The organism is Pseudomonas shirazica, from assembly GCF_015168335.1.
GTDB lineage: Bacteria > Pseudomonadota > Gammaproteobacteria > Pseudomonadales > Pseudomonadaceae > Aquipseudomonas > Aquipseudomonas asiatica.
Window position 1 is genome coordinate 1,616,620 of the sequence record NZ_CP063456.1, and the last position, 12,878, is coordinate 1,629,497.

Genomic DNA, 12,878 nt, shown 5'->3' on the forward strand with positions numbered 1-12,878 from the left:
CAGGTTATATGTATATCTCAAGATGCAGTACCTGTGGGAGCGGGCGTGCCCGCGAAGAGGCCGGTGCAGGCGACTACATCAGCTACGTATGAACGCCAGCAAATCCGCATTGATCACATCGGCATGGGTGGTCGGCATGCCATGCGGGTAGCCTTTGTAAGTCTTCAACGCGCCATTGGGCAGCAGCTTCGCCGACAGCACTCCGGAGTTCTCATACGGCACGATCTGGTCATCATCGCCGTGCATCACCAGCACAGGTTGCTGGATGCCCTTCAGGTCCTCGGTAAAATCGGTCTGGGAAAATGCCACGATGCCATCGTAATGGGCCTTGGCGCTGCCGATCATGCCCTGGCGCCACCAGTTGCCGATGATGCCTTCGCTGGCTTCTGCACCGGGGCGGTTGTAGCCGTAGAACGGCCCGGCCGGCACATCGCGGTAGAACTGCGCACGGTTGCTGGCGACCTGGGCCTGGAAACCGTCGAACACCGATTTGGGCAGGCCACCGGGGTTACCGGGAGTCTGCACCATCAATGGCGGTACGGCGGCAATCAACACGGCCTTGAGCACCTTGTCTTCAGGGTGCCGGGCCATGTAGCGCACCACCTCACCGCCACCGGTCGAGTGGCCGACATGCACGGCGCCCTGGATGCCCAGGTGAGCGACGACCGCCGCCACATCGTCGGCGTAATGGTCCATGTCGTGGCCGTCCCATACCTGGCTGGAGCGGCCATGGCCGCGGCGGTCGTGGGCGACCACGCGATAACCCTGGGCGAGGAAGAACAACATCTGCGCATCCCAGTCGTCGGCGCTGAGAGGCCAGCCGTGATGGAAGTGGATAACCGGTGCATCGCGCGGGCCCCAGTCCTTGTAGAAGATCTGTACGCCGTCCTTTGTAGTTACATAGCTCATGGTCGGGTCTCCTGTGTGCAGGAAGTGAAGGGAGCTATTGAGAATAGGAGAGATTTCTGCGCAGTAAGCGCCGGCCGTCTTCAGATACGATCGCGCATCCTGTACCAGGCCTTGGCGGCGGCTTCCAGCGGTGCGGCCAGCAGGTCGCCGCCGGGGAAGCGGCCGTTGTCGATGCCTTGGTACAGCGTCAGCAGGTCGTCGTCACCGAGGATGGCGTCGCTCACGGCCCGGGCTGCGGCCAGGGTCGGCAGCACGCCATGGCCGGAGAAGCCCTGCAGCCAGTAGCGCTGGCCCTCGCGGCCGACATCCGGGGTGCGCTGGATGCTGCAGTCGATATGGCCGCCCCAGGCATAGTCGATGACCACCCCGGCCAGCTGCGGGAACACCCGCTCCAGGTAGGGGCGGGTGGCGCTGGCGACATCTTTGGGAATACCGCCCAGGTAGGTGCAGCCGCCGCCGAACAGCAGGCGATGGTCCGGGGTAATGCGGAAATAGTCGGGCACGAACTGGTTGTCGATCACGCAGCTATTGCGCGGCAGCAATGATCGGGCGAAATCGGCGTCGAGCGGCGCGGTGGCGACCTGGTAGGAACCGACCGGCAACAGGCGACGCGACAGGTTACGGTCGAGGCGGTCGATGTAGGCGTTGCAGGCTAGCACTAACACCTGGCAGCGTACTTCGCCGCGGTCGGTACGGGCGACATAGCCGTCGCCAGCTCGCTGGTAGCTGAGCACCTGGCTCTGTTCGTAGATACGCCCACCGGCCGCCTCGATGGTACTGGCCAGGCCCTGGGCCAGCTTCAGCGGGTTGAGGTGGGCGCCTTTGGCGTCGTATAGCGCGGCCTGGTAGCGCGGGCTGTCGATCCATTGAGGCAGCTCGTCGCGGCCGATCAGGCGCAGGGCGTCGTAGCCCCATTTGTGTTCGGCCTCATGCAGGGCTTCTTCCAGCATCTTCACCCGGCGCGGCAGCACGGCGGTCCACAGGCTGCCCAGCCGGTAGTCGATGTCGAAGCCATGGCGCTCGGGCAGTTTGCGCATTTCATCGGCGGCCCAGCACATGCTGGCCCACAGGCGTTGGGTGCGTTCGGTGCCCAAGGCCTTTTCCAGCGGCGGCATGTCGCACGACCAGCCGAGCAGTGCCTGGCCGCCGTTGCGGCCGGACGCGGCCCAGGCCACGCGGCTGGCTTCCAGCAGCGTTACACGCTTGCCGGCCTGGGTCAGGCGCAAGGCGGTGTGCAGGCCGCTGAAGCCGGCGCCAATGATCAGGACTTCGGTGTCGTGGCTGCCTTGCAGGGTAGGGTGCAGGGGAATGCTGGCGGGGTAGGTCTGGGCGTAGTAGCTGGCGACGTGCTGGGCGGATTGTTTGAACATGCAGGGGTCTCATGAAATTTGCTTTAATTATTTTCATGAAAATTTAGCATTAAAAATTCATGGCGCCAGTATGTTGGTCAGGTTTTGTGGTTTGTCTGAATTCTCTGTATTCCTGGCCTGGCCCTATCGCCGGCAAGCCAGCTCCCACAAGTCCTACGCAGGTTTTGAAAGCTGTGTGGTACCTGTGGGAGCTGGCTTGCCAGCGATAGGGCTGTAATGACAGTGCAAAAGCCTCAGGTTGAAGCTTTTCTCTTGGGCTGCCGCGGCTTGCTGGCAGCCTTGCTTCCAGCCGCTTTACTCTTCCCACTCCCTCTACGCTTTTTCTTCCACGGCGGCGCAGCCCCGGCTGCCGGCCCGCTGATGGTCATGCGCATGCCGCTGCACCGTTCGACCAGCTTGCCCATCCATGCCGACTGCCGGGCGACGAACTCTTCCAGCGTCATCTCGCCACTCTGCACCATGTCCAGCGCCTGCTCCCAGATAGCTGTGGTACCAGGGTCGGCAATGGCGCGAGGTACGGCGTCGATCAGGCTGAAGGCCGCAGGGGTGGCGGACAGCGCCTTGCCGTTCTTCACCAGGTAGCCGCGGTCAAGCAGGCCCTGGATGATGCTGGCGCGGGTGGCTTCGGTGCCGATACCGGTGGTTTCCTTCAGCTTCTGCTTCAACCGCGGGTCGTCCACCAGCTTGGCCACGTTCTTCATTGCCTTGATCAGGTCGCCTTCGGTAAACGGCTTGGGCGGCTGGGTCCACAGGTCTTTCAGTTGCAGGCCCTGCACCGTGCAGTCCTGGCCTTCGCGCAGCGCCGGCAGCACCTGGGCCGGTGGTGCCTCGCGGCCCTTGGCCGGGGTCAGCGCCTCGGGCAGCGCACGGCGCCAGCCTGGTTCGACTATCTGCTTGCCTACGGCACGCAGGGCATGGCCAGCGCAGTCGAAGTCGGCCTGGGTACGGTCGTACTCGTGATTGGGCAGGAACTGCGCCAGGTAGCGGGCGCGGATCAGGGTGTACACCGCCTTGTGCTTGGCTGGCAGGCGCGACGGGTCGCTGGCAGCGGCAGTGGGGATGATGCCGTGGTGGGCGCTGACCTTGGCGTCGTTCCACGCCCGTGAGCGGCGTTGCGGCTCCAGGTAGGGCTGCAGCGGCGCCAGGCTGGCATCGGAACGTTGCAGGGCGGCGAGGATGGCTGGCGCTTCGGCGTGCTGGCTTTGCGGCAGGTAGCCGCAGTCGCTGCGCGGGTAGGTGATCAGCTTGTGGGTCTCGTACAGGGCCTGGGCGATGTCGAGGGTTTCCTGGGCGCCGAGGCCGAACTTTTTCGAGCACAGCTCCTGCAGGGTGCCAAGGTCGAAGGGCAGGGGTGCCGCTTCACGCACGCGTTCGGTGGTCACCTTCACGGCCCGGGCAGTACCCGCATTGCCGATGTCGGCGGCAGCCTGCTGCGCCAGGGCCTGGTTCAGGCAGCGGCCCTGGTCGTCGCAGGCGTCATCGGGGGCGCGCCACTGGGCGTTGAAGCCAAAGCCTGCGTGTTCGAGCTGCACGTCGATGGCCCAGAACGGTACCGGCACAAAGTCGGCGATGCTGCGGTCGCGGTCGACCACCAGGCGCAGGGTGGGCGTTTGCACCCGGCCCACCGGCAGCACGCCCTGATAGCCCGACTGGCGGCCCAGCAGGGTGAACAGCCGGCTCATGTTCATGCCGATCAGCCAGTCTGCGCGCGAACGGCCCAACGCCGAGTGGTACAGGTTGAAGGTTTCGTGGCCCGGCAGCAGCCGCGCCAGGGCCTTGCGAATGGAGGCGTCGTCCAGTGCCGACAGCCACAGGCGCTGCACCGGGCCGCGGTAGCGGCAATGCTCGACCAGTTCGCGGGCGATCATTTCGCCTTCGCGGTCGGCGTCGGTGGCGATCACCAGTTCGCGTGCTTCGCCGAGCAGGCGCTTGACTGCCTTGAACTGGCTGGCGGTCTTGGGCTTGACCAGCATTTTCCACTTTTCCGGGATGATCGGCAGGTCGGCCAGGTTCCAGCGCTTGTAGCGTTCGTCGTAGCTGTCGGGCGGGGCGGTTTCCAGCAGGTGGCCGATGCACCAAGTCACGCAGACGTCGGTGCCTTGCCAGCAGCCATCGCCCTTGCGGTTGGCGCCGAGCACTTTGGCGATGTCTTTTGCCTGGGAGGGTTTTTCGCAGAGGAACAGGCGCATGGCCGGAGACGCTTCATCGGGGGTGATGGGCGATAGGATGCGCAAGCGAGGGCGCGGAGGCAAGTTTTATCTGGATGGATGTACAGCTTTTTGTCAGGGGAGATGTATTTTGCTGTGCCGGCCTCTTCGCGGGCAAAACCGCGAAGAGGCCGGTACAGGGATCAGGCGCGCGAGTCGCGCACCATGTCCACGTGCGGGATGCCGGCTTCGAGGAACTCTTCGCTGACTACGCGAAAGCCCAGCCGCTCGTAGAACGGCGTGGCGTGCACCTGGGCGCTGAGCATCTGCTGTTTAAGGTCGCGGTTCTGTGCTTCGACAATCACCGCGTTCATCAGCGCGTCACCCACTTTCAGCCCGCGCCAGTCCTTCAGCACCGAGACCCGGCCGATGGTGCCGTCAGGCAGCAGGCGCGCTGTGCCGATCGGGTAGTCGCCTTCCAGGGCCAGGAAGTGCGCGGCGGTCGGGTCATCCGAATCCCACTCCAGTTCTGGTGGAACGTGCTGTTCGGCAATGAACACCGCTTCGCGGATGCGGCGGATGTCGGCGTTGTCCTTGTGCCAGTCGGCGAGGCGCACACGAATCTTATTCATTGGCGAATCCCAGGCTTCCTTGTTTGACCAGCTGCTGTACCAGCATAAGGCCATCTTCATCCTGCAGCCATTCGCCCAGGTTGTCGATGTGCAGGGCGTCGGCCGCGCAAACCAGCTTCAGCAGCTCGCGCAGTTTGCCCGGTAGCGGGCAGCTGCGGCCGCTGGCGAACAGAAGCAGGTCTTCTTCGAATTCCGACCAGGCCAGACGCGCGCTCGGGTTGCGGATCAGGATGGCGCCTTGTTCCAGGGCATCGATCAGTTCTTCCTCGGACAGCTCTTCACCGACGATCTGCTCGGGGTAGCGCGGCTCGGTCATGAACTGGCCGAACCAGGTCAGCAGCAGGTCCTTGTCGCCCATGTGCTTGTCGAGCAGCGCCTTGAGGCGGTCGAGGGCATCGTGCTGGATCTGGTGCGGGTCACTGACCGGCTGGGCGTCGGCGTCGCTGTAGCGTTCTTCATCGGGCAGGAACTGGCCGAGGAAATCGGTGAAGTGGGTCAGCACTTCGGCGGCGCTTGGCGCGCGGAAGCCTACCGAGTAGGTCAGGCAGTCGTCCACGGCCACGCCGTAGTGGGCCAGGCGTGGTGGCAGGTAGAGCATGTCGCCCGGCTCCAGGGTCCACTCATCGCTCTGCTCGAAATCGGCGAGGATGCGCAGGTCGGCGTGCTCCAGCAGCGAGCTGTCGCTGCTGCACATCTGGCCGATTTTCCAGTTGCGCTGGCCGTGGCCCTGCAGCAGGAAAACGTCGTAGTTGTCAAAGTGCGGGCCGACGCTGCCACCAGGGGCGGCGAAGCTGATCATCACGTCATCGATGCGCCAGCTGGGCAGGAAGCGGAAGTTTTCCAGCAGTTCGGCTACTTCCGGGACGAACTGGTCCACGGCCTGCACCAGCAGGGTCCAGTCCTTTTCCGGCAGCTCGGCGAAGGTGTCTTCGGTGAACGGGCCGCGGCGCAGCTCCCACGGGTGCGCGCCGTGCTCGAGCACGATACGCGACTCTACTTCCTCTTCCAGGGCCAGGCCGGCCAGCTCGTCGGGGTCGATCGGGCTGATGAAGTCCGGGAATGCCTGGCGCACCAGCAGCGGCTTCTTCTGCCAGTAGTCGCGCATGAATTCGCGGGCCGAGATGCCGCCGAGCAGCTGCAGTGGAGTATCAGGATTCATGTTCAACCTATTGAAAAAATGTAATTTTCGTCCGGGAATAAAAACGCCCGGCCAGGCCGGGCGTTGAACGCGACGGTCAGCTTAGATGCGTTTGGCCTGTGCTGCCGCGTTGCCGATGTAGGTAGCAGGGGTCAGCTGCTTGAGCTCGGCCTTGGCTTCGGCTGGCATGTCCAGGCTGTCGATGAAGGTCAGCAGCGCTTCCGGGGTGATGCCCTTGCCACGGGTCAGCTCCTTGAGCTTCTCGTAGGGGTTTTCGATGTTGAAGCGGCGCATCACGGTCTGGATCGGCTCGGCCAGCACTTCCCAGCAGGCGTCCAGATCGGCGGCAATGCGGGCTTCGTTGACTTCCAGCTTGCCGATGCCTTTCAGGCTGGCTTCGTAGGCGATGACGCTGTGGGCAAAGCCCACGCCCAGGTTGCGCAGCACGGTAGAGTCGGTCAGGTCACGCTGCCAGCGCGAGATCGGCAGCTTGCTGGCCAGGTGCTGGAACAGCGCGTTGGCGATACCCAGGTTGCCTTCGGAGTTTTCGAAGTCGATCGGGTTGACCTTGTGCGGCATGGTCGACGAGCCGATTTCGCCGGCAACGGTCTTCTGCTTGAAGTAGCCCAGCGAGATGTAGCCCCACACATCGCGATCGAAGTCGATCAGGATGGTGTTGAAGCGGGCGATGGCGTCGAACAGCTCGGCGATGTAGTCGTGCGGCTCGATCTGGGTGGTGTACGGGTTGAACTGCAGGCCCAGCTCGTCTTCGATGAAGGCGCGGGCGTTCTGCTCCCAGTCGATCTGCGAGTAGGCCGACAGGTGGGCGTTGTAGTTGCCCACGGCGCCGTTGATCTTGCCCAGCAACGGCACGGCGGCAACCTGGGCGATCTGGCGCTCCAGGCGGTACACGACGTTGGCCAGTTCTTTACCCAGGGTGGTCGGCGAAGCCGGCTGGCCGTGGGTGCGCGACAGCATGGGCACGTCGGCGTGGGCGTGAGCCAGGGCGCGGATGGCGTCGGCGATCTGGCGCATCAGCGGCAGCAGCACTTCGTCACGGCCGGCGCGCAGCATCAGGGCGTGGGACAGGTTGTTGATGTCCTCGCTGGTGCAGGCGAAGTGGATGAACTCGCTGACCTTGGCCAGCTCAGGCAGCTTGGCGGCCTGCTCCTTGAGGAGGTATTCGATCGCCTTGACGTCGTGGTTGGTGGTGCGCTCGATTTCCTTGACGCGTTCGGCGTGCTCGAGCTTGAAGTCGGTGGCCAGGCTGTCCAGCAGGGCGTTGGCTTCGGCGGAGAACGCCGGCACTTCGCCGATCTGCGGGTGGGCGGCCAGGCGCTGCAGCCAGCGCACTTCGACCAGGGCGCGGAAACGGATCAGGCCGAATTCGCTGAAAATGGGGCGCAAGGCCTGGGTTTTGCCGGCATAACGGCCGTCTACAGGGGAAACCGCAGTGAGCGAAGAAAGCTGCATGGGGTGTTCTCGGACAGTCAGGCTTTTGGAAGGGCGCATATCATACATGAATTTCGCGCCCGAGTCGGGTGGCTGACCAAAGGTCGGGCCATAAATCAGCTGTGGCATTGTGCATTGCCTGTTCTGGCCCTATCGCCGGCAAGCCAGCTCCCACAGGTACTGCACCGGTCTTGAGCACAGTGCATATCCTGTGGGAGCTGGCTGGCCGGCGATGAGGCCGGAACTGTCAAACCCCTGTCAGGAGGGGCTGCGCATCATGTCGTACAGTTCGTTCAACAGCTTGCGCCGGCTGAATACCAGCTGCCAGCGGTGCCCGCCCAGCTGGCGCCACAGGCGTGCGGCGCGGATGCCGGCCAGCAACAGGGCGCGGATTTTCGAGGCATTGCTGGCCTGCTGCAGGAAGCGCATGTCGCCATGCACCTGGATGCGCTGGCGCAAGGTGCTCAGGGTGTCCTGGTACAAGGCTCCGCTGGAAGCGATGACGTTTTCATGAACCAGGCCAAAATGCTCGGCCTGGGACTGGATTTGCGGCAGGCGGTTGCCGATGGTGTCGAGCAGGTCGCCGCGCTTGTTCAACTGGCGTTCAAGGCCCAGCATCGACAGGGCGTAGCGCAGTGGCTCGCGCTGCAGGCTGCTGGGGTCGCGCTCCAGCGCACCGACCAGCGCGCGATAGCCGTCGCGCAGGTTCAGGTCGTCCCCGCCGAACACCTCCAGGGTGTCCTTGGGGTCACGGACCAGCAGGCTGCCCAGCATGCAGCCGATGTTGGCCTCGCTGGCCTGGCCGGTGCGGGCGATGCGGTCGACCAGTACGGCGGCCTGGAACACACCGCCCAACGCAATCAGCTGCTCCTGCAGGTTGCTCATGCGCGCGGGCTCCACGGCTCGGCGGCTTCGATCACGCCGCCGCCCAGGCACACTTCGCCGTCGTAGAACACCACCGACTGGCCCGGGGTAACGGCGCGTTGCGGTTCGTCGAACACTGCGCGGTAGCCGCTTTCGGTCAGCTCCAGGGTGCACTGCTGGTCGCTCTGGCGGTATCGCACCTTGGCGGTGAGCTGGCGCGGGCTGCTGAGGTCGACCGGGTTGACCCAGAAAATTTCCGAAGCGAGCAGGGCGCGGGAGAACAACCACGGGTGTTCATTGCCCTGGCCGACCACCAGCACGTTGCGGGTCAGGTCCTTGTGCAGCACGTACCACGGCTCGTCACCGGCGTCCTTCAGGCCGCCAATGCCCAGGCCCTGGCGCTGGCCGATTGTGTGGTACATCAGGCCGTGGTGGAGGCCGATCACTTCACCGTCGGTTGTCTCGATGTTGCCCGGCTGGGCCGGCAGGTATTGCTTGAGGAAGTCGCTGAAGCGGCGCTCGCCGATGAAGCAGATGCCGGTGGAATCCTTTTTCTTGGCGGTGGCCAGGCCGTGCTTTTCGGCAATGGCGCGTACTTCGGGCTTTTCCAGCTCGCCAACCGGGAACAGGGTGCGGGCGATTTCCTTGCCGCCGACGGCGTGCAGGAAGTAGCTCTGGTCCTTGTTCGGGTCCAGGCCCTTGAGCAGCTCGGTGAGTTCACCGGTGTCGCGGCGGCGCACGTAGTGGCCGGTGGCGATCAGGTCGGCACCCAGCGACAGGGCGTAGTCGAGGAACGCCTTGAACTTGATTTCGCGGTTGCAGAGGATGTCCGGGTTGGGCGTGCGGCCGGCCTTGTACTCTTCGAGGAAGTGCTCGAACACGTTGTCCCAGTATTCGGCGGCGAAGTTGGCGGTGTGCAGCTTGATGCCGATGCGGTCGCACACGGCCTGGGCGTCGGCCAGGTCTTCACGGGCGGTGCAGTATTCGGTGCCGTCGTCTTCTTCCCAGTTCTTCATGAACAGCCCTTCCACCTGGTAGCCCTGCTCCATGAGCAGAAGGGCGGAGACGGAAGAGTCCACGCCGCCGGACATGCCGACGATGACGCGGGTCTTGGCGGGGTCTTTGAGTGCTGGGCTGGTCATGGGTACCGGTGTGTATCAAAGGGGGAAAAACGCCAATTCTATCAAACCTGCGGCGGCGCGTCAGTCGCGCAGCAGGTCGAGGCTGTGCAAGGGGCCTTTGAGGTAATCGTCGAGGCAGCGTGGCACCAGTTCGCTGCGCCAGCGGGCGGGGTTGGCCAGCAGTTCGTCGCGGGTCAGCCACACGGCGCGGACGATGTCGCTGTCCAGCGCCAGGTCGGCGTGATGGCGCACGGGGCGGGCGGCGAAGCAGATGCGCTGGTAGGTCACGCCGTTGCTTGGGGCGGTGTACAGGTAGATGCCGACCAAGCCGGTGAGCTCGACTTCCCAGGCGGTTTCTTCGAGGGTTTCGCGCAGGGCAGCCTGGGGCAGGGTCTCGTTGGGTTCGAGGTGGCCGGCGGGCTGGTTGAAGACGTGCTGGTTGGCTTTGAACTCTTCGACGAAAAGGAACTTGCCTTCGTGTTCGACGATGGTGGCGACGGTGATGTGGGGTTGCCAGGTCATTTGTATGTCCCTTCAGATTGGTGGGGCCGCTTTGCGGCCCATCGCCGGCAAGCCAGCTCCCACAGGTGCAGTGCAAGCTTGAGGCATTCACAATACCTGTGGGAGCTGGCTTGCCGGCGATGGGTTGCAGAGCAACCCCATTTCCCAGAAAGCACAAACCCCGGTGCGTGGCCGGGGTTTGTGCTGTTACTTCAAGCGAACCTTACAGGGCGGCAATGGCGCTGTTCAGGGTCTGGCTTGGGCGCATCACCTTGGCGGTCAGCTCGGCATCCGGAGCGTAGTAGCCACCGATGTCGGCCGGCTTGCCCTGGACGGCGTTGAGCTCGGCGACGATGGTCTCCTCGTTCTCGGTCAGGGTCTTGGCCAGTGGTGCGAAGCGTGCCTGCAGGGCAGCGTCGTCGTTCTGCGCAGCCAGGGCCTGGGCCCAGTACAGGGTCAGGTAGAAGTGGCTGCCGCGGTTGTCGATACCGCCAACTTTGCGCGAAGGCGACTTGTTGGTGTCGAGGAACTTGCCGGTGGCCTGGTCCAGGGTATTGGCCAGCACTTTGGCGCGCGGGTTGTCGTAGGTGTTGCCCAGGTGCTCCAGGGAAGCGGCCAGGGCCAGGAATTCACCCAGCGAGTCCCAACGCAGGAAGTTCTCTTCCACCAGCTGCTGCACGTGCTTCGGTGCCGAACCGCCGGCGCCGGTTTCGAACAGGCCACCGCCGTTCATCAGTGGCACGATCGACAGCATCTTGGCGCTGGTGCCCAGTTCCATGATCGGGAACAGGTCGGTCAGGTAGTCGCGCAGCACGTTGCCGGTCACCGAGATGGTGTCCTTGCCTTCGCGGATGCGGGCCAGGGAGAACTTGATGGCGTCGACCGGTGCCAGGATGCGGATGTCCAGGCCGGTGGTGTCGTGATCCTTCAGGTACTTCTGCACCTTCTCGATCATCACGCCGTCGTGGGCGCGGGCCGGGTCCAGCCAGAACACTGCAGGGGTGTTGCTCAGGCGGGCACGGTTGACGGCCAGCTTGACCCAGTCCTGGATCGGCGCGTCCTTGACCTGGCACATGCGGAAGATGTCACCGGCTTCGACGTTCTGCTCGAGAACGACCTGGCCTTTGCTGTCGACCACGCGCACGACGCCGTCAGCCTTGATCTGGAAGGTCTTGTCGTGGGAACCGTATTCTTCGGCCTTCTGCGCCATCAGGCCGACGTTCGGTACGCTGCCCATGGTGGTCGGGTCGAAGGCGCCGTTGGCCTTGCAGTCTTCGATGGTGGCCTGGTAGATGCCGGCGTAGCAGCGGTCCGGGATGATCGCCTTGGCATCCTGCAGTTCGCCGGCGGCGTTCCACATCTTGCCCGAGTCACGGATCATGGCCGGCATCGAGGCGTCGACGATGACGTCGCTCGGCACGTGCAGGTTGGTGATGCCTTTGTCGGAGTTGACCATGGCCAGAGCCGGACGCTGGGCGTACAGGGCCTGGATGTCGGCTTCGATCTCGGCCTGCTTCTCGGCTGGCAGGTCCTTGATGCGGGCATACAGGTCGCCGATGCCGTTGTTGGCGTTGAAGCCAACTTCAGCCAGGGCGGCGGCATGCTTGGCCAGCACGTCGTTGTAGAACTCTTCGACGATGACGCCGAACATGATCGGGTCGGAGACCTTCATCATGGTGGCTTTCAGGTGTACCGACAGCAGCACGCCGGAGGCCTTGGCATCGGCGATCTGCTCGGCAATGAAGGCTTTCAGGGCCTTGCGGCTCATGGTGGCGCAGTCGATGACTTCGGCAGCTTTTACCGCAGTCTTTTCTTTCAGTACGGTGGTGTTGCCGTCTTTGCCGACCAGCTCGATGCGCAGGCTGTCGTCAGCTTCGATCAATGCGGCTTTCTCGCTGCCGTAGAAGTCGCCCTGGGTCATGTGGGCAACGTGCGACTTGGAGTCGGCAGCCCAGGCGCCCATCTTGTGTGGGTGCTTGCGGGCGTAGTTCTTGACCGACAGCGGCGCGCGGCGGTCGGAGTTGCCTTCGCGCAGGACCGGGTTCACGGCGGAACCTTTGATGCGGTCGTAGCGGGCGCGGGATTCTTTCTCTTCCGCGGTGGCCGGCTCGTCGGCGTAGTCAGGGATGTTGAAGCCCTTGCCTTGCAGTTCCTTGATCGCGGCTTTCAGCTGCGGTACCGAGGCGCTGATGTTCGGCAGCTTGATGATGTTGGCTTCAGGGGTGGTAGCCAGCTGGCCCAGTTCCGCCAGGTGATCGCCTACTTGCTTCTCTGCGCCCAGTTGCTCCGGGAAGGCGGCGAGGATGCGGCCAGCCAGGGAGATGTCGCGGGTTTCGACGGCGATGTCAGCCGAAGCGGTGAAGGCTTCGATGATTGGCAGCAGCGAGTAAGTGGCGAGGGCGGGGGCTTCGTCGGTGAAGGTATAGATGATCTTGGAACGGGTGGGCATGCGGGTTAACTCTCTGTGTGCTGAGCGTGCTCGAGTCTCGTGGTGCGCAGGGTAGGCGCATCGCCCTGGCAGCGCCATGAGCGGAAAGTCGAGAGGCTGCGAGCGGTGATGGTGGATGCATCAGTCGAGCGTCAAGTGCTGAGCTGCGGTAACAACCCAGGCTTTATGGCCAGGCTTTGTGTCCATTCATGGCCAAGGGCGGTCCGCATTTTTCCAAGGGATCGCCCCGATGACCCTTCGGTCGCGGCGGAGTATACCAAACCATTCGGGCTAATCAGCAAGGCCAAGTGATATC

General features: G+C 63.9%; 10 protein-coding genes. All 10 read right to left on the minus strand.

The genetic code is table 11. From position 1 onward, the window contains the following. Positions 1–78: 78 nt before the first annotated feature. The 10 genes from IMX18_RS07365 to IMX18_RS07410 all read right to left on the minus strand — a co-directional run bounded on the left by IMX18_RS07365 (position 79) and on the right by IMX18_RS07410 (position 12,583). Positions 79–909, minus strand: coding sequence for an alpha/beta fold hydrolase (locus tag IMX18_RS07365; protein WP_015270977.1), 831 nt, complete (start codon positions 907–909; stop codon positions 79–81). Positions 910–989: 80 nt separating this feature from the next. Then, complete coding sequence (locus IMX18_RS07370; protein WP_015270976.1) at positions 990–2,279, minus strand: NAD(P)/FAD-dependent oxidoreductase; 1,290 nt, start codon at positions 2,277–2,279, stop codon at positions 990–992. A 233-nt stretch (positions 2,280–2,512) separates the two neighbouring features. Then, on the minus strand, positions 2,513–4,468 hold the full coding sequence (locus IMX18_RS07375) for a DNA topoisomerase III (protein WP_015270975.1): 1,956 nt from the start codon (positions 4,466–4,468) through the stop codon (positions 2,513–2,515). Positions 4,469–4,629: 161 nt separating this feature from the next. Next, on the minus strand, positions 4,630–5,058 hold the full coding sequence (locus IMX18_RS07380) for a GNAT family N-acetyltransferase (protein ID WP_003258855.1): 429 nt from the start codon (positions 5,056–5,058) through the stop codon (positions 4,630–4,632). Continuing rightward, positions 5,051–6,217: a ribosomal protein uL16 3-hydroxylase gene (locus tag IMX18_RS07385; RefSeq protein WP_013973298.1), complete on the minus strand. Its 1,167-nt coding sequence runs from the start codon at positions 6,215–6,217 to the stop codon at positions 5,051–5,053. The genes IMX18_RS07380 and IMX18_RS07385 overlap by 8 nt, the downstream gene beginning before the upstream one ends. An 81-nt stretch (positions 6,218–6,298) precedes the next feature. After that, positions 6,299–7,669, minus strand: a complete 1,371-nt coding sequence (purB, locus tag IMX18_RS07390) for an adenylosuccinate lyase (protein WP_015270974.1) — start codon at positions 7,667–7,669, stop codon at positions 6,299–6,301. Positions 7,670–7,906: 237 nt separating this feature from the next. Beyond that, positions 7,907–8,533 (minus strand): high frequency lysogenization protein HflD, encoded by a 627-nt coding sequence (gene hflD, locus IMX18_RS07395; protein WP_015270973.1) that lies wholly within the window; start codon positions 8,531–8,533, stop codon positions 7,907–7,909. Next, complete coding sequence (mnmA, locus tag IMX18_RS07400) at positions 8,530–9,654, minus strand: tRNA 2-thiouridine(34) synthase MnmA (protein WP_015270972.1); 1,125 nt, start codon at positions 9,652–9,654, stop codon at positions 8,530–8,532. The genes hflD and mnmA overlap by 4 nt, the downstream gene beginning before the upstream one ends. A gap of 60 nt (positions 9,655–9,714) precedes the next feature. Then, positions 9,715–10,155, minus strand: coding sequence for an NUDIX hydrolase (locus IMX18_RS07405; protein WP_015270971.1), 441 nt, complete (start codon positions 10,153–10,155; stop codon positions 9,715–9,717). Between the two features lie 202 nt (positions 10,156–10,357). Beyond that, a complete protein-coding gene (locus tag IMX18_RS07410) occupies positions 10,358–12,583 on the minus strand; it encodes an NADP-dependent isocitrate dehydrogenase (RefSeq protein ID WP_013973293.1) in 2,226 nt (741 codons plus the stop codon). Positions 12,584–12,878: the final 295 nt, after the last annotated feature.

Bases quoted from the DNA above. Each gene is read 5' to 3' on its own strand.
- IMX18_RS07365 (WP_015270977.1), bottom strand. From the start codon at position 909: ATGAGCTATGTAACTACAAAGGACGGCGTACAGATCTTCTACAAGGAC.
- IMX18_RS07370 (WP_015270976.1), bottom strand. From the start codon at position 2,279: ATGTTCAAACAATCCGCCCAGCACGTCGCCAGCTACTACGCCCAGACC.
- IMX18_RS07375 (WP_015270975.1), bottom strand. From the start codon at position 4,468: ATGCGCCTGTTCCTCTGCGAAAAACCCTCCCAGGCAAAAGACATCGCC.
- IMX18_RS07380 (WP_003258855.1), bottom strand. From the start codon at position 5,058: ATGAATAAGATTCGTGTGCGCCTCGCCGACTGGCACAAGGACAACGCC.
- IMX18_RS07385 (WP_013973298.1), bottom strand. From the start codon at position 6,217: ATGAATCCTGATACTCCACTGCAGCTGCTCGGCGGCATCTCGGCCCGC.
- purB (WP_015270974.1), bottom strand. From the start codon at position 7,669: ATGCAGCTTTCTTCGCTCACTGCGGTTTCCCCTGTAGACGGCCGTTAT.
- hflD (WP_015270973.1), bottom strand. From the start codon at position 8,533: ATGAGCAACCTGCAGGAGCAGCTGATTGCGTTGGGCGGTGTGTTCCAG.
- mnmA (WP_015270972.1), bottom strand. From the start codon at position 9,654: ATGACCAGCCCAGCACTCAAAGACCCCGCCAAGACCCGCGTCATCGTC.
- IMX18_RS07405 (WP_015270971.1), bottom strand. From the start codon at position 10,155: ATGACCTGGCAACCCCACATCACCGTCGCCACCATCGTCGAACACGAA.
- IMX18_RS07410 (WP_013973293.1), bottom strand. From the start codon at position 12,583: ATGCCCACCCGTTCCAAGATCATCTATACCTTCACCGACGAAGCCCCC.